This is a genomic window from Emticicia sp. MM (assembly GCF_001649495.1).
Genome location: NZ_LXHX01000035.1, coordinates 1 through 26,517 on the forward strand (window position 1 = coordinate 1; position 26,517 = coordinate 26,517).

28 protein-coding genes are annotated in these 26,517 nt (G+C 35.6%); 20 read left to right on the forward strand and 8 right to left on the reverse strand.

The genetic code is table 11. The annotated features are described in order from the left end of the window. Nucleotides 1-35: 35 nt before the first annotated feature. Both A6M55_RS05080 and A6M55_RS05085 read right to left on the reverse strand, forming a co-directional pair. On the reverse strand, nt 36-479 hold the full coding sequence (locus A6M55_RS05080) for a thioesterase family protein (protein ID WP_064196790.1): 444 nt from the start codon (nt 477-479) through the stop codon (nt 36-38). 53 nt (nt 480-532) lie between these two features. Continuing rightward, nucleotides 533-877: a helix-turn-helix domain-containing protein gene (locus A6M55_RS05085; RefSeq protein WP_015030256.1), complete on the reverse strand. Its 345-nt coding sequence runs from the start codon at nt 875-877 to the stop codon at nt 533-535. A 187-nt stretch (nt 878-1,064) separates the two neighbouring features. On the opposite strand from A6M55_RS05085, the gene A6M55_RS05090 reads away from it, so the two are divergent. Together A6M55_RS05090 and A6M55_RS05095 are read left to right on the forward strand one after the other, a co-directional pair. Then, the gene (locus A6M55_RS05090; protein ID WP_064196791.1) at nt 1,065-1,823 is read left to right on the forward strand and encodes a type 1 glutamine amidotransferase domain-containing protein; all 759 of its coding nucleotides are present in this window, start codon (nt 1,065-1,067) and stop codon (nt 1,821-1,823) included. 6 nt (nt 1,824-1,829) lie between these two features. After that, nucleotides 1,830-2,204: a VOC family protein gene (locus A6M55_RS05095; RefSeq protein ID WP_064196792.1), complete on the forward strand. Its 375-nt coding sequence runs from the start codon at nt 1,830-1,832 to the stop codon at nt 2,202-2,204. A 171-nt stretch (nt 2,205-2,375) separates the two neighbouring features. Here the strand turns inward: A6M55_RS05095 and A6M55_RS17630 are convergent, their stop codons facing one another. Both A6M55_RS17630 and A6M55_RS17685 read right to left on the reverse strand, forming a co-directional pair. Then, entirely contained in the window at nt 2,376-2,495 is a 120-nt protein-coding gene (locus A6M55_RS17630; protein ID WP_255364411.1) for a GxxExxY protein, read from the reverse strand. A 26-nt stretch (nt 2,496-2,521) separates the two neighbouring features. Continuing rightward, nucleotides 2,522-2,650 carry a GxxExxY protein gene (locus A6M55_RS17685; protein ID WP_305952116.1) on the reverse strand — a complete coding sequence of 43 codons (129 nt, stop codon included), beginning with the start codon at nt 2,648-2,650 and terminating at the stop codon, nt 2,522-2,524. A gap of 294 nt (nt 2,651-2,944) precedes the next feature. On the opposite strand from A6M55_RS17685, the gene A6M55_RS05105 reads away from it, so the two are divergent. The 3 genes from A6M55_RS05105 to A6M55_RS05115 are packed head-to-tail and all read left to right on the forward strand — an operon-like array spanning nt 2,945 to nt 4,868. After that, the gene (locus tag A6M55_RS05105; RefSeq protein WP_064196793.1) at nt 2,945-3,265 is read left to right on the forward strand and encodes a hypothetical protein; all 321 of its coding nucleotides are present in this window, start codon (nt 2,945-2,947) and stop codon (nt 3,263-3,265) included. Nucleotides 3,266-3,270: 5 nt separating this feature from the next. Further along, nucleotides 3,271-4,209, forward strand: coding sequence for a bestrophin family protein (locus A6M55_RS05110; protein WP_015030260.1), 939 nt, complete (start codon nt 3,271-3,273; stop codon nt 4,207-4,209). 38 nt (nt 4,210-4,247) lie between these two features. Continuing rightward, nucleotides 4,248-4,868 carry an NADPH-dependent F420 reductase gene (locus A6M55_RS05115; protein ID WP_064196794.1) on the forward strand — a complete coding sequence of 207 codons (621 nt, stop codon included), beginning with the start codon at nt 4,248-4,250 and terminating at the stop codon, nt 4,866-4,868. Between the two features lie 39 nt (nt 4,869-4,907). Here the strand turns inward: A6M55_RS05115 and A6M55_RS05120 are convergent, their stop codons facing one another. Next, on the reverse strand, nt 4,908-5,261 hold the full coding sequence (locus A6M55_RS05120; protein ID WP_015030262.1) for a zinc ribbon domain-containing protein YjdM: 354 nt from the start codon (nt 5,259-5,261) through the stop codon (nt 4,908-4,910). A gap of 67 nt (nt 5,262-5,328) precedes the next feature. Beyond that, a complete protein-coding gene (locus tag A6M55_RS05125; RefSeq protein WP_064196795.1) occupies nt 5,329-6,204 on the reverse strand; it encodes a helix-turn-helix domain-containing protein in 876 nt (291 codons plus the stop codon). Nucleotides 6,205-6,300: 96 nt separating this feature from the next. Here A6M55_RS05125 and A6M55_RS05130 point away from each other — a divergent pair, with 96 nt between their 5' ends. The 11 genes from A6M55_RS05130 to A6M55_RS05180 all read left to right on the forward strand — a co-directional run bounded on the left by A6M55_RS05130 (nt 6,301) and on the right by A6M55_RS05180 (nt 18,276). Further along, the gene (locus A6M55_RS05130; protein ID WP_064196796.1) at nt 6,301-7,257 is read left to right on the forward strand and encodes a VOC family protein; all 957 of its coding nucleotides are present in this window, start codon (nt 6,301-6,303) and stop codon (nt 7,255-7,257) included. Between the two features lie 82 nt (nt 7,258-7,339). After that, complete coding sequence (locus tag A6M55_RS05135) at nt 7,340-8,056, forward strand: PIG-L deacetylase family protein (RefSeq protein WP_064196797.1); 717 nt, start codon at nt 7,340-7,342, stop codon at nt 8,054-8,056. A gap of 59 nt (nt 8,057-8,115) precedes the next feature. Next, nucleotides 8,116-8,727, forward strand: coding sequence for a 4-carboxy-4-hydroxy-2-oxoadipate aldolase/oxaloacetate decarboxylase (locus A6M55_RS05140; RefSeq protein WP_064196798.1), 612 nt, complete (start codon nt 8,116-8,118; stop codon nt 8,725-8,727). Between the two features lie 21 nt (nt 8,728-8,748). Then, nucleotides 8,749-9,531, forward strand: coding sequence for an NAD(P)-dependent oxidoreductase (locus tag A6M55_RS05145; protein WP_015030267.1), 783 nt, complete (start codon nt 8,749-8,751; stop codon nt 9,529-9,531). Between the two features lie 61 nt (nt 9,532-9,592). Then, nucleotides 9,593-10,708 carry a 4-oxalomesaconate tautomerase gene (locus tag A6M55_RS05150; RefSeq protein ID WP_064196799.1) on the forward strand — a complete coding sequence of 372 codons (1,116 nt, stop codon included), beginning with the start codon at nt 9,593-9,595 and terminating at the stop codon, nt 10,706-10,708. Between the two features lie 123 nt (nt 10,709-10,831). Continuing rightward, nucleotides 10,832-11,650, forward strand: a complete 819-nt coding sequence (locus A6M55_RS05155; protein WP_064196800.1) for a DUF4405 domain-containing protein — start codon at nt 10,832-10,834, stop codon at nt 11,648-11,650. A gap of 84 nt (nt 11,651-11,734) precedes the next feature. Further along, entirely contained in the window at nt 11,735-12,898 is a 1,164-nt protein-coding gene (locus A6M55_RS05160; protein ID WP_064196801.1) for a DUF819 domain-containing protein, read from the forward strand. Nucleotides 12,899-12,996: 98 nt separating this feature from the next. Continuing rightward, entirely contained in the window at nt 12,997-13,953 is a 957-nt protein-coding gene (locus tag A6M55_RS05165; protein ID WP_064196802.1) for an isopenicillin N synthase family oxygenase, read from the forward strand. 116 nt (nt 13,954-14,069) lie between these two features. Next, nucleotides 14,070-15,251 (forward strand): chromate efflux transporter, encoded by a 1,182-nt coding sequence (gene chrA, locus A6M55_RS05170; protein WP_015030272.1) that lies wholly within the window; start codon nt 14,070-14,072, stop codon nt 15,249-15,251. A gap of 216 nt (nt 15,252-15,467) precedes the next feature. Beyond that, entirely contained in the window at nt 15,468-17,330 is a 1,863-nt protein-coding gene (locus tag A6M55_RS05175) for a putative porin (protein ID WP_064196803.1), read from the forward strand. Between the two features lie 4 nt (nt 17,331-17,334). Continuing rightward, the gene (locus A6M55_RS05180) at nt 17,335-18,276 is read left to right on the forward strand and encodes a formylglycine-generating enzyme family protein (RefSeq protein ID WP_064196804.1); all 942 of its coding nucleotides are present in this window, start codon (nt 17,335-17,337) and stop codon (nt 18,274-18,276) included. A 1-nt stretch (nt 18,277) separates the two neighbouring features. On the opposite strand, the gene A6M55_RS05185 is transcribed toward A6M55_RS05180, so the two are convergent. Then, entirely contained in the window at nt 18,278-18,646 is a 369-nt protein-coding gene (locus tag A6M55_RS05185; RefSeq protein WP_015030275.1) for a VOC family protein, read from the reverse strand. Between the two features lie 157 nt (nt 18,647-18,803). Between A6M55_RS05185 and nuoL the strand changes: the two genes are divergently transcribed. From nuoL to A6M55_RS05205, 4 genes are all read left to right on the forward strand, one after another. Then, complete coding sequence (nuoL, locus tag A6M55_RS05190; RefSeq protein ID WP_064196805.1) at nt 18,804-20,879, forward strand: NADH-quinone oxidoreductase subunit L; 2,076 nt, start codon at nt 18,804-18,806, stop codon at nt 20,877-20,879. Between the two features lie 74 nt (nt 20,880-20,953). Beyond that, complete coding sequence (locus A6M55_RS05195) at nt 20,954-22,531, forward strand: NuoM family protein (protein WP_015030277.1); 1,578 nt, start codon at nt 20,954-20,956, stop codon at nt 22,529-22,531. Nucleotides 22,532-22,585: 54 nt separating this feature from the next. Further along, a complete protein-coding gene (locus A6M55_RS05200; RefSeq protein ID WP_064196806.1) occupies nt 22,586-24,055 on the forward strand; it encodes an NADH-quinone oxidoreductase subunit N in 1,470 nt (489 codons plus the stop codon). A 179-nt stretch (nt 24,056-24,234) separates the two neighbouring features. Further along, nucleotides 24,235-26,127 carry an amidophosphoribosyltransferase gene (locus A6M55_RS05205; RefSeq protein WP_015030279.1) on the forward strand — a complete coding sequence of 631 codons (1,893 nt, stop codon included), beginning with the start codon at nt 24,235-24,237 and terminating at the stop codon, nt 26,125-26,127. A gap of 83 nt (nt 26,128-26,210) precedes the next feature. Here the strand turns inward: A6M55_RS05205 and A6M55_RS17290 are convergent, their stop codons facing one another. Continuing rightward, nucleotides 26,211-26,354: a hypothetical protein gene (locus A6M55_RS17290; protein WP_156510984.1), complete on the reverse strand. Its 144-nt coding sequence runs from the start codon at nt 26,352-26,354 to the stop codon at nt 26,211-26,213. Nucleotides 26,355-26,517 lie beyond the last annotated feature (163 nt).

Below are 26,517 nucleotides of genomic sequence, written 5' to 3' on the forward strand. Positions count from 1 at the left end.
ACATTTAATAAATTCAAAACTTCATTCAGGTACTTTTAAAATTCCTTAATTGGTTTAGTTGGCATAATTAAAAACGAATCTCTCATTGCTCCAATGGCTGGACAAACTTTTCGGGTTTTCAAATCCATAAATGAACCATTAAGTGTAATTTTTGCCGCTAAAATTAATCCTTCTTGTTTATAAATGTGCTGAATGATTTTCCATTTGCGGAAATCTTCACTGATATTTTCTAATGCAATATCCACAATAATAATTTCGCTCAAGTGTAATTCCTTGTAAAACTGGATGTAGCTATCAAATAAGATTGGCCCTACGCCCAATTCGTGCATAAGTAAGGGACTTGCACCACATGTTTGCCAAAAGGCAATGCGGACATCATCGCCAAATTCGGCATAAGCGGAGTTTTTTACGTGGGCATTGGCATCTAAATTATTCCAGCCTATTTCATAAGTTTTGGAAAAGCTTTCTAATCTTTGCATGAATGATTTATTGATGAATTTGTAAAGTTAAAAATACAAATCAATTTAGATTCTTAATCATTTATTCTCATTTCTTTCATCAATTCTAATCCATATTCTCTGATAGTTTTTACAACTTCAATAGCTCGAAGTCCACGGTCGGTAATTGTATACTCAGTTTTTGGTGGAACTACTGGATATACTTTTCTCGTCACAAATCCATCTTCTTCCAATTCACGCAGTTGAGTCGTAAGCATTTTTTGCGAAATATGTGGAATGTCTTTTTGTAGCTCACTATACCTCATCACTCGGTCTTTCAGACGCCATAAAATTGGCATTTTCCATGTGCCACCGATTCTATCCATGGCAAACTCTACTGGATTATAGTAAATCTTACCATTGTATTTAAAATCTCCCATTTAAGTATCTTTTTATGTATATAATTTAGTGTAAATCAGTGGTTAAAAATATTTTTCCCAAATATATAGATTCACACTTTAAAATTCCATACATACTTTTTAGTATGTATCATACAAAAAAGTGGTACACATGGGTTTGAGGGTTTAGCGATACATCTTTGCAACATCAAATCTAAAACACAAACAAATGATAACTGAAGTAAACAACTACGTACATTTCCACGGAGCACCTGTAAAAGGTAAAATTTTAATGGTGGCTAGTTCACCAAGTATTTCAAAACAAACTGGTTGGCCTATTGGCTTTTGGGCCGCCGAACTTACACACCCTTTAAGAGTTTTTCAAGAAGCAGGATATGAAGTTGAGTTGGTTTCGACAGAAGGTGGAAAATTAGAAATGGATGGTTATTCAAACCCGACCGATGCAAGCGGTTATTCAGCTCATGATGTGATTTCTTTGGGTTATATGCAACAACAATGGTTCAATGATATGTTGCAAAATACCAAGAAACTTACAGAGGTGGATGCTGCCAATTATGATGCAATCTTTTTGGTAGGTGGACAAGGCCCAATGTACACTTTCAGAGGAAATAAGGATTTAGAAATATTATTTGCTAATTTCTATGAGGCGGGTAAACCAAGTGCTGCCGTTTGTCACTCAACAACTTTACTCTTAGAAGCAAAAAAATCTAATGGTGAGTTATTGGTATCAGGAAAAACATGGACTGGCTTTGCTGACGCCGAAGAAGAATTTGCTGACCAAGCAGTTGGTATGAAAATACAACCTTATCGGATTGAAAACGAAGCAAAGAAAATAGTTGGAACAACCTTTAAAGTAGCTGCTCCATTTTCTTCTTATGCAATTCAAGATGGAAATTTAATTACTGGTCAGCAACAAAATTCTGGTGCTGCCGCTGCCGAATTAGTTGTAAAAACTTTAAACAAATAAACTACCATGAACGCAATCAATTGGTTTGAGATTCCTGCCCTTGATTTAGAAAGAGCCTTTGGCTTTTATTCTAAAGTACTTAGCGGAAACGTTCGCAAAGGCACTTTTGATAATGGCGATTTAATCCTTTTCAATGTTCCGTTTAATACTGGCGAAGCTGTCGGGGGGTCAATTGTAGTTCGCCCAGACTTAAAGCCAACCACAGATGGTCCAGTTATTTATCTAAATGCTTTTGGTAAACTCACCGAAGCTGTAAGTAAAGTTGAAGCAGCTGGTGGGAAAGTAATTATTGCTGAAATGCACCTCGGTAAGTTTGGATTTGCTGCCATAATCATTGATACCGAAGGAAATAAAATCGGACTTCTTTCAAGTGAATTGTAAATAAATTCAGCGAAAATCAGCGGTAAAAAATCTGTGCAAATCAGTGGGTAAAAAAATAAAACCGTAGATTTATAAACCATTTACTTTTCTGAAAATACTTTTTGAAATATTATCGGTGTTAAAGTTAACCCAAATACCGAGTTTCATTCCTGAAAGTTTCAAATAGGTAATCTATTGTTTATGAAGCAAAACCAGAAGATTTTTTACCGATTTAAGTTCGATAATGACTTTATTTTCAACATCGATGTCTAAGTGATACGCAATGTCAACTTTTACATCTTCATAAATCATAGGTAGTGTAACTTGGTTATTAGCAGTTAAGCAGAATTTCGAAGTTCATAAATTAGAGCAGCTTCGTAGGCACTTTCTAGAAGTCCTGGACAAATATTATTAAAAATTCTAAAAATACAGCCTCGTATTTTGTATGAAATATCATTTTCTGTCATCGTTGGTGGTTTTATGTTTAAGTACAAATATAAGATTAAATGCACAATCTGTTGAGCTTTATGCAGGGGATAAACGTGCAGGGGTTGATTTAATGTGGTTCAAGAACTTTAAAAACTCTAGAGACCAGGCGAACACCATTATTATTTTTTAGTCGAAATAGAGCCAGTACAGATTACAAAAATTCGCCAACAGCGTTCGGTTCAACCAATGCCATTTCCTATAATTTCAAAAATGGAATCGGTATTGTAGGAGTAGGGGCTTTTCTTAATGCTGGTTTTACTCCCAAAGTAGGCGTGCAATACTCTAAGCAAAAGGGTGATTTTATGTTTTTTGGCTGGTTTGTTTCTGATTTGAAGAAAAATAATAACCTCGATTTGTTCGGACTTTTTCGCTACCAACCTAAATTCAACAACCAATGGAGAGGTTTTATACAAGCGGAATTGTTTCCTGTTTACAATCCCAAAAATCAAATCTGGAATTTTACCGAACGTTTCCGTTTAGGAGCAAGATACCATACTTGGGCTAGTGGTCTGATGATGGATTTTAATCAAGCTGGAAAAAATACGTTTACCAGTACCAATAATTTAGGCATTTTTATACGAAATGAATTTTAAAAATCATGATTCTACGAAAAATATTTAACCCATTTGCCGTGGCTCGCTACATGCGTACCGAATTGGTAGTTTCAACTGTCATTTCGGTTTCGGTGTATTTTCTTTACCACAATCAACACTTAGAAAAAGTAAGCTTACCATTTTCAATTGCAGCCATTTTAGGTAGTGCTTTGGCAATTTTTCTTGCTTTTCGCAATAATAACGCTTATAGTCGTTGGTGGGAGGCCAGAACCATTTGGGGCGGAGTTATCAACAATAGTAGAATCTTTGCCCGACAGATTATCGCAAATGCCGATAATGCGGTAATAATCGGCAAGGCTTCAAAACAACAAGTAGAGGCCTTTAAAAAAGAATTAATTTATCGTCAAATTGCTTTTGCCCATGCTTTGCGTCTGCACCTTCGTCGTCAAAATTCTTGGGAAGAACTGAAGCATTTACTTTCTGCTGGGGAGTTTGAAGAATTAAGTAAAAAGGCCAATAAACCTAATTATTTGCTTCAAAATCAAGGTATTAGGATTAAAGAAGGAATGAGAAGTGAAATTTTGGGGGCATTCGATAATATCAGTCTTGAACCAACTTTAGCCGGATTTAATAACTTTCAAGGTTCGTGCGAGCGAATCAAAAATACGCCACTTTTGCGTCAGTATCATTTCTTTACCAAACTTTTTCTTTTGGTTTTTATGGTGATTTTACCATTTTCACTTATTTCAGATTTTAATAAAATGGGAATGCCAATCCTTATGATTCCTTTGAGTATTTTGGTGGCTTTTGTATTTGGAGTGATGGGAAAAGTTGGCGAAGTAAACGAAGACCCTTTCGAAAATCGTATTACAGATATTCCAATGACTTCGATGTGTAATACAATTGAAAGAGATTTAAAAGAAATGCTTGGAGAAAATAGTTTACCAACTAAATTAGAATCAGAAAACGGTTATATTTATTAAAAATCAGCGGGTAAAAAATCTCATAAAACTCAAAAAATATGAAAATTGCAATTATTGGTTCAGGGAATGTGGGTGGAGCATTAGCTCAAAAATTTATGAAAGCAGGTCATAATGTATTAGTTGGAGCGAAGTTTCCTTTGAGCGAAAAATCAATCAAATTGGCTACTCAAATTGGAGAAGACCGCTTTACTAGCGTTGAAAGTGCTGTAAAACAATGTGAAGTTGTCGTTTTGGCAATACCTGCCCCGATGGCAGCTGAAGTTGCTCAGTCGTTAGGGGATACCACAGGCAAAGTGATTATTGATACTATGAACATCGTCATGGGTAGAGGCCCAGCAGGATTTTCTAATACCACCGATGCAATTTTAGCAAATACAGCTACCAAAGATGTAGTTAAATGCTTCAATACAACAGGATTCAATAATATGTTAGATACCCATTACGGAGACTATGCCATTGATGCATTCGTAGCGGGAGATTCAGAAAAAGGCAAAAAGGTTTCCACAAAATTAGCCCTTGATGTTGGTTTTGGAGTATGTTATGATATTGGTGGAAATGATAAATTTCAGTTGATGGAACAATTTGCTTTCTTTTGGATAAATCTTGCCATGTTTAAAGGACAAGGGCGTGATATTGGTTTTAAATTATTAAAGAGATAAAAAAAAGCCACGATTCTGATTAGTTTCGTGGCTTTTGAATCAAGCTTTTTTAACGAATTCGGATTTTAGACCCATTGCCCCGAAACCATCAATTTTACAGTCAATATTGTGTCCATCATTGGAATCCACTAAGCGGATATTCTTTACTTTTGTCCCAGCTTTTACTGGTTTTGGAGCTCCTTTTACAGGTAAGTCCTTGATAACTACCACTGTATCACCATCTTTGAGTTCGTTGCCATTTGAATCTAAAACTTTGAAGGTTCCATCTTCAACTGCTTCCGCTGCTTCATCTTCTGGATTCCATTCATAAAAACATTCTGGACAAATCAGTAAGCCATCACTCGGATATACATATTCTGATTTACACTTTGGGCAAGGAGGAAATTCTGACATTTAATTAAAATAATTTGATAAAAAGAGGAAAATTCGCCTCAAAGATAAAAATAATTAATTAAACAATTTACTTTCTATCCATCTTCCTAAATTCTAAAGGAGAAACTCCAGTATGCTTTTTGAAGAGTTTGGCAAAGTAGTTAGGATACTCAAACTTTAGCATATATGCAATTTCAGAAACCGAATAAGAAGTGTGCAATAGGTATTTTTGTGCTTCATTAATGATATTTTGATGTACTAATTCTATGGCCGATTTACCTGAAACGGCATTGCATATACGATTTAAATGAACTGATGAAATATTAAGTTCATCGGCAAATTCGGGAATACTTTTTGGGTAGTTAGCTTGTTTAATTAATTGCTGAAACTTTCTAAAATGTGCCATTGTCATCGAATCATTTTGTTGTGCTTCTTCTTGCTTGGTTAATCGATGTAAACTTATGAATAATTCCGTCAAGTAAGCCCTAAGCATTAGATAGCGTTCAGGATTTTCTCCAAATAATTCAAACTCAATATTGGCTAAATTTTTTTGAATTTTATCGAAAGTTTTATCTTCAAAGTGATTCAATATTCTGATATCTTCCAGTGTTTTCCAAACTACACTTGATGTTTTAAAAATTTCATCAATAATGCTTTCAGATAAGGTAAGTATATACCCTTCTACATCTGGGTTATAAACCAAGCCATGTAATTTGGTTGGAGGTATAAGCGTAATACATGGTGCTTGAAGTTGATGTTCTTGCGTCGCTTCTTGAAACAAAAGTGAGCCTTTTCTTACAATAAATAGCTGAAAAAGTTGCGAATGAATGTGCGGTTTGATTGTCCAATTAAAAAGTTGACTACGTGTGGCAATCAATTCCAAGAAGATATATTCTGAAGAATATCTTCCATAATCATCACCATATAGCCCTTCAAAGTTTAAAATACTTTTCTCTTGTTTCATTGAGTGATGTTCAATTTGTATCTATAAAAGTAAAAATAGTTTCCTGATAAATCACCAAAAACAACTGAATTTTGTAAAACATAAAATACCGATTGAATGGAAAACCTCACTTGGGAAATTGCCCATTTGGCTCATGTTGAGCTACTTACGCCAAAACTAGATGAAAGTATACGTTTCTTTCATGAAATTCTAGGCATGTATATCACCGAAGTTAGTGGAAACTCTGCCTATCTACGAGCCTATGACGATTACGAGCACCATACTTTAAAGCTTACGGCTCATCGTCATTCGGGTATTGGACATTTTGCGTGGCGTGCAAGAAGTCGAGAGTCATTGGGAGCCCGTGCGAAAGCCATTGAAGCTACTGGATTAGGTATTGGTTGGGAAGACCATGAATGTGGTTATGGAAAAGCATATAAGTTTCGTTATCCTGATGGGCATATTTGTGAACTTTATTTCGATTCTAATAAGTATAAGCCTACAAGAGAAACGCAATCTGCTTTGAAAAATACGAGTAGTAAATTTCCTGGTCGTGGCATGAATGTCAGAAGAATTGACCATTTGAATCTTTTAGCTAGAGATATCAGAGCTTTTGCTAATTTTCAATTTGGCGTTTTAGGTGGAAGAAATACCGAAAGAATTGAGTTTGAAGATGGTCCTAAAGGCGTTTGGGTATCGGTAAATAATAAATCATATGATTTGGCTATTACTGAAGACCATTCTGGTTTAAACGGTCGTTTCCATCATTTAACTTATGCTGTAAATAGTAGAGAAGAAGTACTTCTTGCCGCAGATATTGCACTAGAAAATGGCGTTTTTATCGAAACGGGTCCTCATAAACATGCCATTCAGCAGACATTCTTTTTATATCTTTATGAGCCGGGTGGTAATAGAATTGAAATTGCTAATCCAACGGCAAGATTAATTCTTGACCCAGATTATGAAACCATTGTATGGAATCGAGAAGAACGAATGAAAGGACAAGCGTGGGGACTAAAAACCGTTGAAAGTTTTCATACTCGTGGTACACCAATGCCTGATGAACTTTTGTAAAGGTGCTCAATTTTTAATACATATTTTATATTGAAGCGAAACTCTATTTAACGTAGAATATTTTATTACAAATATTAAATAAATGAATAAATTACTTGTAATTTCTGCACATTCAGCAGACTTTGTTTGGCGAAGTGGTGGCACTATCGCTAAAAGTGTAGAGCAAGGAGCCGAAACCTTAGTAGTTTGCCTTTCTTATGGTGAAAGAGGAGAATCTGGGGAGCTTTGGAAAGAAAATCCAAATAGAACTGAAGAGAGTGTAAAGGTTATTCGCCATGAACAAGCTCAAAAAGCTGCTGATATTTTTGGAACGCCTATTCAGTTTTTAGATTGGGGAGATTACCCAATGTTGATTTCAGATGAAAGAATCGCTCAGCTAACTCAAATTATCGGAGATTTTGAACCAACGGTTATTCTAACACACTCGGCAAAAGACCCTTTTAACCCTGACCATCCATTGGCTTATCAAGCTACCGAACGAGCAAGATTACTTTCTTGTGGGGCGGGAGTGGCAAGTGCATTCAAAAATATAGCTCCACCGATGTGGTATTCTTTTGAGCCACACCAACCTGAAATTTGTGATTTTAAACCTGATACTTTTGTTGATATTTCATCGATATTTGACAAAAAAATTGCCGCAATGAATTGTATGGGTGCACAAAAATACCTTGTTGAATATTACACCGAATTAGGCGGAAGAAGAGCAAATCATGCGAGACGAATTTCGGGTCAAAAAGATGTTAAATATGCAGAGGCTTTTCAAAGCCATTTGCCAAGGGTAACAAATACTATATTTTAGTTATTAGGTATTTATTTAACTTAAATAACAAAAAACAACCAATTATTTATTTTCAAGGTATGTATAAAGAACTCTCGAAATTTTCGACTGCTACTATCTGTGAAGCACTTGGAAACAAAGGCTATTTACCTTCAGCGATTAAACCAATTGCGAAAAATATGAAAGTATGCGGCCCTGCCTATACCATTCAAACCATGCCTCGTGATAATGTTTTATTACACCGTGCTTATGCTTATGCACAAGCTGGAGATGTTTTGATTGCCAATTGTTCGGGTTTTTATGAAGCTGGTTATTGGGGAGATTTAATGAGCCTTGGTGCTCAAACAAAAGGTATAAATGGGTTAGTTATTGATGCTTGTGTAAGAGATGCAGATGATATTGAGGCGATGGGTTTTTCTGTTTTTTCGAGGGGGTTATGTGTCAGAGGTACATCAAATCATGGAGATGGGACGCTCAATGAACCAATTGTCATTGGAGAAGTATTGATTCATCCTGGCGATATAGTTGTTGGAGACCGTGATGGAGTAGTTGTAGTTCCTCAAAATAAAATTGAAGAAACCATCGAAAAAGCAATGGCTCGTGAGGCCAAAGAAGAACGTACGCGTTCAGAGTTAAGGAAAGGTAAGGTTTCGATTGATATTTATGGTTGGAGAGAAAAATATGGTTGGTAATAAGTTAATTGAAAACGAATAATGAAGAATGAAAAATTAACAATTGCACTTCTTGGTCTTGGAGAAGCGGGAAGTCATTTCGCCAATGATTTAGTAAAATTAGGCATAAAAGTAGTAGGTTTCGACCCTAATCCAATTAGAAAATTAGATGAATTAATAGAAATAAAGAAAAGTAATGCTGAAGCTGTTATTGGAGCAGATGTTATTTTTAGTGCAAATCTTTCATCGGTTTCGATACAAATTGCTGAAGAATTGGTTAGCTCTTTGAATCCGCATCAGTTTTTCTGTGAAATGAATACCTCTGGGCCTGAAAAAAAACAAAAAATTGCTGAAGTTTTAAAGCCTTCTGGAGTTAAATTTATTGATTTAGCAATTATGGCTCCAGTTCCACCCAAAGGAATGTTTACGCCATTATTAGCATCTGGTGAGTATGCCACTGAATTTTTGGATAAAATTAAAAATCTTAATCTTGATTTAAAAGTCTTAGAAAATAGTCTGATTGGCGATGCTGCCACTCGAAAATTATTACGCTCGATTGTATATAAAGGAATCGCCGCTGTTGTTTGCGAGGCAATGGAAGCAGGTGAGGCTTTTGGAATGGAAGCTTACATTAGAGGTCAAATTAGTTCACTTATTGGAGGAAATGACGAATTAATCGACCGCTTTGTAGAAGGAAGTAAAACTCACGCCATTCGTAGAATGTATGAAATGGAAGCTGTGATTGAAATGCTTGAAGCAAAGGGGATTGAACCAATCGTAACGCGAGGAACTAGAAATAATTTAGAAAAATTAAGTAATCATTAGTTTTTGCGAATATCTACTCTTGTAATTCTGTATAATTTTCGTTCAAAAAATAAATAATTACATGAAAATTCCATTTTATCAAATTAGAGGAGGAAGTTCAAAAGGCTTGTTTTTCAAAGCTGAAGATTTGCCCAAAGATGAGCAAGAAAGAAATAAGATGCTGCTTTTGGCGATGGAAGGCACAACTGAAGGAGATGCTCGTCAAATTGATGGACTTGGGGGAGCTACTTCTCTGACCAGTAAAGTGGCAATAATCAGCAGGTCGCAGAATCCAGATTGTGATTTAGATTATGATTTCGTGCAGGTGGTAGTAGGAAAAGGCAAGGTTTCAACAACTCAAACTTGTGGAAATATTTTAGCAGGAATCGTACATTTTGCCATCGAAACAGGTATAATTGAAGCAAAAAGTCCAACCACTTCTGCTAAAATAAATATTCTAAATACGGGTGGCATCTGCGAGGTAGTGGTTCAAACACCAAATGGAGTTATAGAATCAAAAGGAGATACCAAGGTAGATGGCGTTCCCGGAAGTTCTGCACCAATTATCTGTAATTATCTTGATACAGTTGGTTCTACTTGTGGGGCACTACTTCCAACTGGAAATGCTGTCAACGTAATTGAAAGTATAGAAACTACATGCATTGATAATGGAATGCCTATAGTAATTATGCGTGCATCTGATTTGGGTTTAGTCGGAAATGAAAGCAAAGAAATTTTAGAAGGGAATATTCAATTAAAGCAAAAAATTGAAGCAATTAGGCTAAAAGCTGGCCAATTGATGAATTTAGGAGATGTAAAAGACCAATCCATTCCTAAAATGTGCTTGGTTTCACCACCTGAATCTGGAGGCATAATTAACACAAGAATGTTTATTCCACATGTTGTGCACGAAGCTATTGGTGTTTTAGCAGCGGTTTCCGTTGCCACAGCTTGTATAATTCCCGAGTCAATTTGTTATGAGTTTATAAAGGACGATTTACGATTTACAAATAAGAATACCGAAACTCACTCGGCATTGAGTATAGAACATCCATCGGGAGAGTTTACTGTAAATCTTGAATATGAACTATCTATTTCAGATGGACTAACATCAAAATCAAATATTAAAATTCTTAAGTCTGGTGTAATTCGTACCGCTCGGATTTTGAGTAGGGGCGAGGTTTATTTACACATATAAGTATTTGATTATAGTTTATTCAGTACTATTTATCTAATAATGCAGTTAAATAGTCGATTGAGATTTTTCGATTCACCCTTATTTTTTTACATTTATGCAAACAATTAAAATTCTTTTACCTAAATGAAGAAAAAAAATCTTATTAGCCTAACCATTGCCTTTGCATTTTTGGCACTTTCAATCACTGGTATCTTATTGTATATCAAGCAAAAAGCTCATGCAGTAGAAATGACCCATACAATTTTTGGTCTATTATTTGTGGGTTTTGCCATCTTTCACATTGTTAATAACTGGTCATCAATTACTGGTTATTCAAAAGAACGTAAAAGCGGCAAATTCCAAAAAGAACTCTGGGTAGCTGGTGGAATTTTCTTGGTGCTTTTGGTAGGCGGGGCAACCGAAGTTTTGGAGCCAATTGCTGAAGGTGGACGAATTTTTGCTGGAAAGCGACCTCCACGTGCAACACAACTTTCTTTTAATGAGGTAGTTACAAATAAAGATGCTCAAGGTAAGCCATTGAGTATTCTAATTGAAAAAGATGGAAAAGCCGAACTTCCTGTTGTGGCAGTTTGGGTAGAAGATTCAGCAAGAAATTTTGTTGAAAACCTATTTGTGCCAGCAAAAGTGGCAGCTATGCCAGAAGATGAAGAAGAAGCTCGTGAAGGACACTTCGATATTTCTGATTTTAAATCAGAAAATTTGGCAACTTGGGCAGGAAAAGCTAAATCAAAAACACCAAATTTTGAACAAGAAACACCTCACGATAACTTTATTTTAAAAACAAATACTTCTGCTAAGGGGAGTTTTTATGTAGTGATGGAAGTTAAGAGTGGTGCCAAAAATGAAATATACGAGGCTGCCATTGACCCATCTAAAGCTGATGTTTTGAAGCTAAAATCGAAAGATGGTTCATTTATAAAGAGTGCAATCGTAACGCTCTAAGATTTTGATGATAAATAAGAAAATGAGATTTACCAAAATCTCATTTCTTTTTTATATTCAATCGACCCTAAACCTACACTTAAAATGTTTACTGATTCACTTTCGATTTTGGCAGTTTTATGCCTTAATATTGTTATTTCCGAGTGGGTTTGTCAGAAACCCTTTTTTCGTCATGTAGGAACGGGGTTGATGGTGATTATTCTCACGGCAATTATTGCAAACTTAGGTATAATTCCTGCTTCTACTCCAGCTACTCCACTCTACGAAGGTATTTTTACATATATTGCTCCATTATCCATATTCTTAATGCTACTGGGTGTTAATCTAAACAGTTTGAAGAAAGCTGGAAGACCAATGCTTATAATGTTTCTAATTGGTTCGGTAGCCACTATGATTGGTGCAGTGGTTGCTATGACTTTAGTCAGTGGCAAAACTAAAATAGGGGAGTTATTTTACGCCATTGGGGGTATGTATACAGGAACTTATATTGGAGGTAGCATTAATTTCAATGCAGTGGCATTGCATTATGGTGTTTCTCAACAAGGAGGACTTTTTTCAGCGGCAACAGTTGCCGATAATATTATTTCTGCTATTTGGGTAATCGCTACGTTGGTCTTCCCGATGATTTTAAACAAAAAATTTCCAAGAAAGAAATTAATGGAAGTTAATGAGGAAACTCAAAATGCTACGCAACATTATTCTTCTGACATTGAAAGTGTGAGACCTTTTGATTTAGCTTTTTTACTAGCTATTAGTTTCATGGGTATTCGTGTTTCTGCTTGGTTAAGTACCCAAGTTCCACAAATTCCAACGGTTATTTGGTTAACTACAATTGCTTTACTTTTAGCTCAAATTCCTGCTATAAATAAACTGAAAGGACATAAATTAATGGGTTTATTAGGTGTCTATTTATTCTTGGCAGTTATTGGAGCGTATTGCGATGTGCCTGCTCTCCTAAAAGATGGGGAATTGGCAATGGTGCTTCTCTTATTTGTGAGTATCCTCGCCATTGTACACGGTATAATTATCTACGGCTTAGGTGCATTATTAAAACAAGATTGGGATATCATTTCGATTGCTTCACAGGCAAATGTTGGCGGTTCGGCATCTGCTATGGCACTTTCACGAAGTTTAGACCGTACAGATTTAACCTTACCTGGTATTTTAGTGGGTGCTTTAGGAAATGCCACAGGCACTTATTGGGGAATATTGATTGCTGAATTGATGCGAAATTCTAGTATTTTTTAATTATAAAACTAAGTAAAAATACACATTTATTAATTCTGAGTCTGGTCATTTCTCACAATCAATGATTTTCTTTAATTTTGCGAAAAAATCTTCATCTAATGGAACAAACACTTCTTGACTCAATTCCGTCACTTGATTTAGCGGAATTTACATCAGGCGACCCCGTACGTAAAGATAAGTTCGTGCAAGATTTGGGGGCGGCCTTTAATACGATTGGTTTTGTAGCAATTAAAAATCATGGATTATCTGACGAACTTCGTGAGAAATTATATGCAGCAGTTCAAAAATTCTTTTATCAAGCCGATGAATTTAAAACTAAATATGAGTTTCCAGAGCTTTTAGGCCAGCGTGGATATGTGGGTAAAGGTAAGGAAACAGCCAAAGGTTTTACTAAGCCAGATTTGAAAGAGTTTTTTCATGTTGGGCAGCCAATAGCAGAAGGAGATATGCCATCAAATATATTTCCAACTGAAGTACCAGAATTCGAGAAGTACACTATAGAAGTTTATAAAACTTTTGAAAGTACGGGTAAGACACTACTTCGTGCCATTGCTTTATACTTAAATTTGCCAGAAGATTACTTTGAAGATAAGGTAAGAAATGGCGATAGTATTTTACGAGCACTACATTATTTCCCAATCGAAAATCCAGATGCAATTCCCGAAGGGGCAGTGCGTGCCGCAGCTCACGGAGATATCAACTTGATTACGCTTTTAATGGGTGCGTCGGCTGAAGGTTTAGAGGTTTTACGTTTAGATGGTAAGTGGATTCCAGTTACTGCTTTACCTGAACAAATTATTATTAATGTTGGTGATATGCTTGATAGACTTACTAACCATAAGTTGAAATCAACCATTCACCGTGTAGTGAATCCTCCAAGAGAGAAAATGAAAACTTCTCGTTTCTCAATTCCATTTTTTATGCACCCAAGAGGTGATATGGATTTAACTTGCTTGGATTCATGCGTTGATGCCGAAAATCCACGCCGTTATGAAAATATGACTGCTGGAGAATTTTTAGCTGAACGTTTACGTGAATTAGGCTTCAAGAAATAGTTATTGCAAAGTCAATTTGAAGTTCTTCAAATTGACTTTGTTCAAGTAGTTTTGCTATTTTTAATCCACCATTCTCTGTGAATTAAATCACTAAGAATTTTGAAAGAATTTAAATTATGACCAAAACACGTCAGATTCGTTACATCATTTTCTTGAAAGACGTACTGATACTCGCACTCACTTGCTTTGGTGGGCCGCAAGTACACCTGACGATGTTTTTGGATAGACTTGTTCGTAAACATAATTATATTTCTGAGGCCGAAATACTTGAACTTCAAGCACTTTGTCAAGTATTGCCGGGCCCAACTTCTACCCAAACTATCACTGCTATCGGTTTTCGTTTAGGAGGGCCAAGTTTAGCTTATCTTACTTTATTAGTCTGGGTTTTACCCGGAACTATACTTATGACCCTAGCAGCTTTGGGGGTCTCATTTGTTGGTGAAGCAAATCTAATTAATATCACGAGATTCATAAAACCAATGGGTGTTGCATTTATTATTTTTGCAACCTATGCCATCGGCTCAAAGGTAATAAAGACCAAAACAAGTGTTGTTTTAATGCTTTTCGCAGCAATAGCCGCTTATATTTTCCATTCACCCTATATTACTCCAATTTGGATTTTACTAGGAGGACTAGCTACTTCTTTGAAGTTTGGTCAGCAAGAAAAGATGGAAAAGCAGCCAATAAAAATTGAATGGGGAAACTTCTTTATTTGGTTAGGCGTATTATTGTTTGCAGTTGTTTTGGGTAAGCTAACTCATTCATTACCAATAAGACTGTTTGAGAATTTTTATAGAAATGGAAGCTTAGCTTTTGGTGGTGGGCACATACTTAAGCCTTTACTCTACAATGAGTTTGTTGAATTTAAGCATTATTTATCACCAGATGAATTTCTTTCGGGTGTTGCATTAGTAGAGGTTGCCCCAGGGCCAGTTTTTTCAATTTCTGCTTTTGTAGGAGCATTATCGATGCGAAATTGGGGCATGGGAGGTGAGATTTTAGGGAGTGCTATGGCTACACTTGGGATTTTTTTGCCGGGGATATTTCTTATATTTTTTGTAATTAGATTTTGGGAACAGCTTAAAAAATATCGTGGAATTAGAGCATCTCTTGAAGGTATTAACGCTGCATCTACTGGCTTAACTGCCGCCGCCGCATTGTCATTATTCCAACCTATGGCTACCGATGTAGTTGCCAACCTAACAGTAATTTTCACCTTGATTTTACTACAAACTAGATTAGTGCCAACTTATTTAATCATTCTCGGAGGATTATTTTTAGGTTGGGTAATTGCTTGATTGATTTAGGTACTTATTAGTTAATTAATGATTTTCAAATCCTGATTTGGAGTGATTCTCAAGCATTTTTTATAATCTTTAAGAAGAATTAACGATTCTTTCTTAACTTCTCTTTCAAAGATTTACTGTAAATTGCGTTATCATTTGTGTAGAATAAGCTTTTCTGCTCGAGAAAGGCATTTGTACAAAGCTATTTTTAAGCTAGAGAATATTTAGATGAAGCAAAAGTATATAATTTTAACATTCTTACTATCAGTAATATACGGATTTTCCTACGCCCAAATTTTAGATGATTCTACCAAGCAAGTGTATGGAGTAAAAACAGTTCGTTATATGCTTGAAGATGATATTCTTAATAATCGCAAAACCTTCTATAATCCTGATACTTCCCTAACAAATTTTCATTTATTTGATTTTTCACTGCAAAGTGGGTTATTGTATCAAGATTTAGGAAATGTTGGAACTGCCATCAAACCATTGTTTTTTTTGCCTTCAACAGATGTTGCTAAAAATTTAGGTTATAATGCTTATGCTCCTTACGCATTTGATGTTCGAAAAACTACCTATTTTAATACTAAATCGCCTTATACAAATGTGCACTATGTTCAATCTGGTGGCGGAACAGGTATTATGCACTTTATCCACTCGCAAAATATAAAGCCACGCCTTAATGCTACACTTGATGTGAGGCGTTTGGCGGCGTCGAAACAGTATGGTGCACCACAGACAAGAGAAGAGCGTTCGGTTGATAGTTGGGCAGCTTTATTTCATAGTAATTATGAATCAAAAGATGGTAAATATATTATTTTAGGAAGTTACAACCATTTTAATCACGCCCCTTTGGAGCAAGGAGGTATTAAGCCATTATCGGATACTGTAAATTTTGTAGCGGAGAATAGTTTAGGAAATTATCGTGATTATTTATCGAAACGTACAGGGGCTGCTTCAAGAGATTGGCGAAACGAATGGCATATTTACCATCAATATAAGCTTAGTAATGGCTTCCAAGTTTATCATACTTTAGATTATCAGAAACGCCGTGATTTATATACCGATGTAAAATTTGGGTCAGATTCTGCCGCTAGTACAAGCTATTACCATCTTTCGCCTAAAAGTTCAAAAGATACCCTTTCAATGGATGTTAGGTACCGCTTGTTAGAAAATAAATTTGGAATCAAAGGAATCTACAGGGGCTTTGCATATCGCCTATATATTCGTCAACGTTTCTTTAATTTAAAATCAGATTTTGGAGATGATTTTCGTTTAAAATTAAAATCTGAAACTTTACTTGGCGGGTGGGCTAATTACTTTTTTCCTGATAGTGTTCGCCGAGCTTATGCTGAAACAGAGTTTGGTACGAATGGAAATCTCCGATTGCAGGCCGAATATCTAAGCCCAAAGATAAAACTAAGCTTTTTGCAGCTTTCTTCTCCAGCAAATATTTTGGATGAATATTTTGTAAGTGCTGCTTACCGTAGAAACACTTCATTGAAAAATGTTTTTTCAAACAATATTGGAGCAACCACTACCATATTATCAGGTAGATGGACATTTACGCCGAGTGCTAATTATTCCCTAATTAAAAACTATATTTATTATAACCAGCAGGCACAGGCTACACAAACTTCCGTGCCAATTAGTATTTTTAGAGTTGGTTTAGGTTTAAATTATCAGTGGAAGAAGTGGTCAATCTCAAACCAATCATATTTTGTTGCTAACTCAGAAGAGCAATTTATAAGAATGCCAAGGTTTACCAATAATACGCAAATTGCTTACACATTTTTATATGCAAAGACATTGCTTATCAGTACGGGGCTTGAGATTTATTATAGAACAGCCTATAAAGCTGATAACTTTATGCCACTCAATCGCCAGTTTTACCTACAAGACCAGCAGTTGGTTTGGGGCACTCCTGTGGCAGATGCTTTTGCAGATTTAAAGATTAAAAAGGTAAAACTTTTCTTTAAATTTGCTCACGTGAATCAAGGTTTTCCACTTAATGGATATTATGTAAGTTCTACTTACCCAGGTTTAAGAAGAACGTTCTACTTAGGCGTAAATTGGCCTCTTTTTGATTAATCCAATGAAGAAACTGAGCTTATACATTTCATTATTTCTTGCTTTAAATGCTTGTAAATCAGCCGAAAATGATGCTAATTTTTATGAGTTTTCATCAACTGTGAAAATCCTAAAAGAAGCTCCGAAAGAACTCGTGAAGCAAGAATTGCCAAAGAATTTGCAAGTGCCAGCAGGTATGGTTTACGTACCAGGTGGATACACACAAATTGGTGCAACTGATGGTATGTCCTTCGAAAAACCTATGTTTTGGGTAGAGGTAAAACCTTTTTTTATGGATATTTCTCCCGTAACCGTAGCTCAGTTTCGTGAATTTGTGAAAGCAACCAAATATGTGACTTATGCAGAACGTTTTGGTGATGGTGGATTTTTTGATGTTGAGGCAAAGGGATGGACTTTAAAGAAAGGGGCAAATTGGGAATACCCACAAGGTAAAGACCAACCTAAAGCTCCTGATAATCATCCAGTTACACAAGTGTCTTGGTATGATGCAGTTGCTTACGCCAAATGGGCTGGTAAGCGGCTCCCTTCTGAAATTGAGTGGGAACATGCTGCTCGAAACGGAACAAATGACCGTACGCTATATCCATTCGGTAATGACATCGAAAAAAATGGAAAAGCTCTTGCAAATACTTGGAATGGTGTTTTTCCTGAATATAATAAAAATACGGATGGATTTTTCTACACTTCACCTGTGGGTTATTTTGGCAAAACCAAACTTGGTTTAACAGATATGACTGGAAATGTGTGGCAGTGGTGCGATAATTGGAAAATTAGTTATGAAGATATTAACCAAGGGAAAATGCCTACTGATACCCTCGAAAAGGTTGAAAAAGGAGGTTCTTTTCTTTGTGAACCGGGTTGGTGCCATGGATACAGAGTTTCGGGACGCTCGTTTACCTCGCCCGAAACCTCGCTTATGCATGTGGGTTTTCGCTGTGTAAAATAAATTAGACTATAAAATGAGGGTTATAGATAATTCCCAAAATATTGTTCCAAGGGTCTTTTACAGTTGCAACCACAATACCGTCTCCAACATCAGTTGGTTCTTCGTTCATTGTAGCTCCTGCATTTAGCAGTTGTTGATAAGTTTCATACACATCGTTTACTCCCCAATATGTACTTACTCCTTCTCCTTTTGCTTGATTTTCTTCTTCAGGTTGAAGGCCTAATTCATAGCCCCCCACATTAAAACCAACGTAAAATACTTCATCAAAATAAGGCGAAATACCTAATACTTGGCTATACCACATCTTTGCAGCATATATATCTGAAACTTTATAAATGGAGGTTCTTAATCCTAAAAATGGCTTTTTCATACTATTATGGTAGGATAAATAGAGATATCTAGCAAAAGTAATCTTTTTTGTAAATAGTTAATCTAACATTTACTTGTTTTTCTTTTATAAAAAACGGCTTCATTTTTGCATTATCGACCATAAGGTTGGATATTTGCAAAAAAAGAACCATTATTGGATGTCTGCAGAATTAGTCATTTTACTCAATATATTGTTTTACTTATTCGGTTTTTCGTTTTGTATGTACCAACGGAATAAACTGAGTGAACAATCCATTGGTTTTCTTTCAATTATTATCAATTTTATTGGTGTCTTGTTTTCGATGGGTATTCGTTTGAGTGATATTTCGGGCGATGTCATTTCATATCCATGGTTTTATATAAGCGACAAGCTTTTCACAATTGATATTCTCCTCAATGACCTAACATTTTTGATGTACTTTGTTGTACAATTTATCGCCTTATGGGTACAGGTTTTTTCCTTTAAATACATGAAAGGCGACCCGAGTTTTGGTAGATACTATGCCTATTTGAATTTGTTTATTTTGGCGATGATTGGTATCGTAATTTCGGGAAACTTGTTTATGATTTTTATGTTTTGGGAGTTGGTTGGCCTGTGTTCTTATCTTTTGGTAGGTTTTTGGTATGAGAAAAAATCAGCTACAAATGCTGCAATGAAGGCATTTTTAGTGAATAGGGTGGGAGACGTAGGCTTTTTTATTGGAATTTTATTGGTTTATAGATACTTTGGAACACTTGATATTTCTGTAATTGCAGCAAAGGCTCAAGTGATGGCTTCGGCTTCGCTTAATAGTCCAATAATCACAACTATTGGCGTGTTACTATTTTTGGGGTGTGTTGCTAAATCAGCTCAATTACCATTAAATATTTGGTTGCCTGATGCCATGGAAGGGCCTACTCCAGTTTCAGCCTTGATTCATGCTGCTACAATGGTTGCTGCTGGTATTTTCTTGATGGCTAGAATTCAGCCTATTCTTTCGCAGGATGCATTGCTAGTCATGACCATTGTAGGCACACTTACGATGTTTTTTGGTGCAGCTTCTGCATTAATTCAATATGATATAAAGAAATTACTGGCCTTCTCAACGATTTCTCAACTAGGCTTAATGGTTGTTGGTATTGGAGTAGGAGCGGTAAATACCGCACTTTTTCACTTAGTTACTCATGCTTTTTTTAAAGCCGGGTTGTTTCTTTCTGCGGGAGCCGTGATTCACCACATGCACCACGAGCAAGATATGCGTAAGATGGGAGATTTACGAAGAGAAATTCCGATTATTTATTATACATATACTATTTGTGCAGCCGCTTTGGCAGGTATTCCATTCTTTTCTGGATTTCTTTCAAAAGATGCCATTGTTGTTGCTGCATTTGAGTGGGCATCTCACCAACCTAAACAGGCATTTTTCATCATACCAGCCATTTGTTTAGTGGTTGCGGCTATGAGTGCCTATTACATGATGCGTCAAGTATTTTTGGTGTTTTTTGAAAGAGAAGAAAACCCACTCGAATTGATTTCATCAAGTGCCAAAAGTATTTATAAAGGTGTTGTAAAAAGCATTGAAGGAATTGTAAATGTAGAAGATGATGAAGAACGTGTAGAGGCCGAACGCCGCCACGCTGAAGAGGACTCTTTAATGGATTTTCTTTCTAAGATAGGTCCAATGGAATTATCTTCTATCGTGATGGCGATTGCTTCATTTGGATTCATATTCTCTATTAACCCCTTTTCTGCGGAAACTAGTTGGTTTTTCAAAACATTTGAGCACGAATCTCATAGTTATCATTGGGTTGCTTATATTGCTATTTTAGTGTCATTGAGTGGTGTTTTATTAGGTTATATTTTCACGAAAGAAGAAATCAATAGAATTGATAATGAACAAAGTGAACCTAAAGGATACATTGCAAGATTTATTTTTAAGAATTATTATTTAAGTGAATTATATCAATGGCTTTTAGTAAGACCAATGATTTGGATAAGTCCGAAAATTAATACTTTTGATAGGGTTGTCATTGATGGATTTGTCAATTCAGTTGGTACGTTTACAGTAACTTGGTCGAATTTGACCCATTGGTTTGAAAAAAATGTGATTGATTATTTCGTAAACTTAGTAGCAAGTACAACTAGCAAAGTTGGCTCTTATACTAGACAAATACAAAATGGGAAAGCACAAACTTATATCATAACCATTTTTATTTTTGTGATTATTGTAATGCTTATTTTATTGGTAGGTTAAGGTTAGCCATTACCGAGATAGCTAAACCTATTAAATTAATTGTTATTAGTCAATTGACTATCGTCTAAATAGATATGAATAACTTTTTACTTTCAACACTCATTTTTTTGCCAATTCTTGGTTCAGCAATGGTGTTGTTGTTGCCTAGTAGTTACCGTGATTCATTTAAGTGGATTTCGGTTATTGTCAATGTAATTAATCTACTTAATATTATCACGCTATACAATAACTTTGATAGACAAGTTTCTGATTATCAATTTATTGAACAGCACGAGTGGATTCGAATGAGTTTAGGAAATTTAGGTGTTTTGTCCATTGATTATCTATTGGGAGTTGATGGCATAAACATGCCCATGATTCTGCTTTCGGGAATTGTCTTATTAATTGGTTCAATTTCTTCATTTACCATCAATTATCGTCATAAGGCTTATCATTCATTATATTTATTGTTATCAGGAAGTATCATCGGCTGCTTTGCCGCATTAGATTTCTTTTTATTCTTTTTATTCTTTGAATTTATGCTATTACCCATGTATTTCTTGATTGGAATATGGGGAGGCGAACGAAGAGAATATGCGGCAATAAAGTTTTTTATTTACACCTTAGTAGGTTCAATTTTTATTTTGATAGTCATGATTGGCTTATCAATGTCTGTGCAGGACTCATTTTTTTCACGAGAGATAGGAGGTACAATACATACTTTTGATTTCCGACAATTAGTAGATTTCAATAATTATATTCCGAATAGTCTTTTACATCCAATAGAAAAACAAACAATATTAGGGGTTCCTGCTCGCCTTTTTGCCTTTGTTTTATTAATTATTGGTTTTGGCATTAAGTTACCTTCGGTTCCTTTTCATACATGGTTACCTGATGCCCACGTAGAAGCACCAACGCCAGTTTCGGTAGTTTTAGCGGGGGTTTTATTAAAGGTCGGTGCTTATGGTTTTATTAGAATTGCTTACGGATTTTTCCCAGATATCGCTTATCAATTTACCTATATAATCGCAGGGGCTGGCATTATTTCAATTATTTATGGGGCTTATAATGCACTAGCTCAAGCTGACCTCAAAAAAATGATTGCCTATTCCTCAATTTCGCACATGGGTTTTGTCTTATTAGGTTTAGCTTCATTGACTGTTGAGGGGGTAAATGGAACGGTGTATCAAATGTTTGGTCATGGATTGGTTTCGGCTATGTTATTCCTCGTTGCGGGGGTCATATACGACCGAACGCATAATCGCCTTATTGAAAATTTCAGAGGTCTATCAAGTGCAATGCCTTATTTTACTTTGGCTGTTACGGTGGCTTTCTTTGGGGCATTAGGTTTGCCTACATTACCAGGTTTTATTGGTGAATTTTTTACAATCATGGGTGGTTTTCAATCAACTATTTTACCAGATTGGTCGGCAATGCTTGCTATGATTGGAATCGTTCTTTCAGCAGGATATTTCTTGTGGACTATGCAAAAAATGTTTTTTGGTACTTTTTGGGCCAATCGTGGACAGGAAGAAAATATGAAAGACCTTGATTTACGTGAAATAATAATGCTATATTCTTTGGCACTACTCTCGATTATTTTTGGAATATTTCCGAACTTAATTTTTGATATTTCAGGTGAATCTGTGAAGCATTTTTTACAAGCATTTTAAACTAGCTCATAACCTAAATTTTGGAAGTTCCCGAAATCCAACAGAAGAAATTCAATGCTCGAAAAATTATCACATATTCTTTTTAGCTCACGTGTCTTATTGCCCGATTTACTATTTGGTTTATTGTTTCTGGTGATAGTTGCGGCAATAACATTTTTACAAAAATTTGATAACGAACGAATTTATGTACTATTTAATGTGCTCATTATAAGTATTTTGTTGAGTGTAAGTTGTGTGTTTTATACCTTCTGGGGATTTTATAAGCAATATTTTGAGTCGGGTAGTGTTCTTTTTGGGCAGTTGATTTATTTAGATAGTACAAGCTTATTTTTTAAGTTAATTATAGCAATTTCGGCAGTTGCTGTATTGATTCATGTTTTGGTGGTAGGATATAAAGTCGTTGGAGAATTTTATGCCATTTTTTTAGCATTAGTGTGGGGTTTATTTATTATGACAATGACAACCAATTGGTTGATGCTCTACGTTTCGCTCGAAATGGTTTCAATTTGCTCCTATATTTTGGTCGTTTTTAATAAAGGAAAAAATAATACTGAAGCAGGAATCAAATACCTTTTGTTTGGAGCTACAAGTTCGGCCGTGATGCTCTATGGGATTTCCTTGCTTTATGGAATGACTGGTACTTTAAACTTTGTTGGACAAGAGTTTGCTACTTTCTTATCGCAAAATCCAACATGGGTTGCACAAATAGCTGTATTTATGACAATCGGAGGGTTATTATTCAAACTCTCAGCAGCTCCATTTCATAGTTGGACACCCGATGTATATGAAGCTACACCTACACCTATCGTGGCTTTTTTATCCATTGCTCCCAAAGCAGCTGTGATTCTGGTTCTAATTCGTTTTTATTCTTATTTAGCAATTGATTTCAAGCTTTTACTTTCGGTAATAATAATGGCTTCAATTACCATAGGAAACTTATCAGCTTTATGGCAAACCAATACGAAGCGTCTTTTAGGCTACTCAACAATTGCTCATGCCGGATTTATGCTTGTTGGTTTATTGGCAACCAGTGAGATTGGTGTTAAATCGGCCATTTTTTATGTGGCTACCTATGGGTTTATTACGCTTGCCGCTTTTCTTCTGATAGATTTACTAGCACTAAAAACCGAGAGTTATGAGTTAGAAAGTTTGCGAGGTTTGGGCCAAGAGAATATATTCTTGGGTTTAGCTGCGGTGGTTGTTATGATTGCATTAGTTGGCTTGCCTCCAACGGTTGGTTTTACGGGAAAGCTATTGATTTTTACGGCACTTTGGGAATCATACCAAACTTCAAAAAGTATTTTGTTGATGATTGTATTAATTTTTGGTCTTTTAAATACTGCTATTTCAATATTTTTCTACATCAAGATTCCTTATTATATGATTTTTAAAGAACCCAAAATTGGCGTTCGTTATTATCAAATTGGAATCGTTAGAAAAGGAGTCCTTTTTGTTTTCTTATTTTTTATCATCTATTTATTTATTAATCCAAGTAGTTTATTAAATCTCATTGAAGGTTTATAGCACTTTCTTATCAGATTGAAACTATTCTAAGAATTTATTTGCTTTATTTTATAGTAATTCACTTAATTTTGATACCGTTTGTTAAAGGACTTAATATTCTCATAACAAATAGAACTTTTTCTTTGCAAGGGACGTATATTCTTTAGAACTTTGCATCATCAAACTCTCCAAAATTCTAAATGAGCGACGCAATTAAACACGAATGTGGCATTGCCCTTGTTCGACTTCGCAAACCACTCCAATACTACATCGATAAATACGGTACACCCCTCTATGGCATCCAACGACTTTATGTTTTGATGGAAAAACAATCAAATCGTGGTCAGGATGGAGCAGGCGTAGGAAATGTAAAACTAGATGTACCTCCGGGGCATCGTTACATTAGCCGCTATCGTTCAGTTGAAAATCGTCCAGTAGTCGATATTTTCAGTAAAATCAATGAAAAATACAAGGAGGTTCTTCGTAACAATCCTGATAAGTTTAAAAACGCTCAGTGGTTACAAGAAAATTTGGCGTATTCGGGTGAGGTTTGGTTAGGGCACCTACGATATGGTACTCATGGCAAAAACGAAATTGAAAACTGTCACCCAATGTTACGTCAGAGCAACTGGCGTAGCCGAAATATGTTGGTAGCAGGAAACTTTAATATGACCAATGCCGAAGAACTTTTCCGTAAATTGATAAAACTCGGGCAACATCCAAAAGATACAGGTGATACAGTAACGGTCATGGAAAAAATTGGTCACTTCCTCGACGAAGAAAACCAAAGAGTATTCGACCGTTTCAAAGGAATCTACGAAAACCCCGCACTTTCTGATATTATCGAAGATAACATGGATTTGCCACGCGTATTACACCGTGCTTGTCGTGATTTCGATGGCGGTTATGCTATGGCGGGAGTAACTGGTTTTGGAGCGGCATTTGTGGTTCGTGACCCAGCGGGTATTCGTCCGGCATACTACTGGGCGAATGATGAAGTGGTAATTGTGGCTTCAGAAAAACCAGCAATCAAAGCAGCTTTTAATGCAAATTATGAAGATATCAAGGAAGTTCAACCAGGAAATGCCTTGATTATTGATAAACACGGTGAATACAATGAGTTTCAGATTATGAAACCATTGGAGCGAAAATCTTGTAGTTTCGAGCGTATATATTTCTCTCGTGGTTCAGACCCACAAATTTATGAGGAACGTAAGAAATTAGGGCAATTATTGATTCCACAGATTTTACAGGAAATCAATTATGATTTAGAAAATACTGTTTTCTCATACATACCAAACACGGCCGAGAGTGCATTCTTTGGTATGGTGGAAGGATTGGAACAATATTTAGCTGATTGGCGATTAAAACGAATTACGGATGGTAATTTATCTTCGGAAGAAATCAAAAAAGTACTTTCTTTCCGTCCAAGAATCGAAAAATTAGTGTCGAAAGATGTGAAACTTCGTACATTTATCACCAACGATGATGAACGCGATGAAATGGTTTCACATGTTTATGAAATGACCCACGAAGTAATTCGTAAAGGAATTGATACAGTTGTATTGATTGATGATTCAATTGTAAGAGGAACTACCCTTGAGAAGAGTATCTTGAAGATGCTCGACCGTTTAGGTCCGAAGAAGGTAATCATCGTATCTTCTGCACCACAAATCCGATACCCAGATTGTTATGGAATTGATATGTCGAAGATGAAAGAATTTGTTGCATTTAGAGCAATGCTTGAACTTCTTCGTGAAAACGGCATTGAATATCTGAAGCAAGAAGTGTATGCTCAAAGTGTTGGTGCATTACAAACAGATAATGCATATGATGAGAATTTCGTAAAACAACTTTATGATAAATTTACTGATGAAGAAATTTCTCAGAAAATTGCTCAAATAGTTACTCCAGAAACCATGAAAGCTGAAGTGGCTATGATTTATCAAACAGTTGAGAATTTACATAAAGCATGCCCTGGCCATTTAGGAGATTGGTATTTTACTGGTAATTACCCAACCCGAGGTGGAAATAGAGTTGTTAATCGTGCATTTGTTAACTTTATGGAAGGCAAGCTAGTGAGAGCTTACTAAGAGATTGGCACCAATAAAAAAACACCGCCAATAGCATTTAGATATTTCTTGATGGCTATTGGCGGTGTTTTAATTAAAAGGTATTATTTCTTTTTCTTCTTTGTAGGTAGTGTAAATACATTATTTGTTACTTCTTGCATGCCTATTACTCGTAGAACATCAAGAATGTTCACCGTTTCGTTAGAAAGAGGCATTGTAGTTGTCGATGAGATAGAGGATGTGTTCATATTTGTATTATTTAATAATATGTTAGCAAAGTTAATAATAAAAGCGAAAATTCGCAAATTGATTTTGTGTTATTTATTAAACGGCAATTAAAAAAAATAAAATAGGATTATTTTAATATTAAATAAAATTTAATCAGTTGATTTTAAACCCTTTATCAATAAA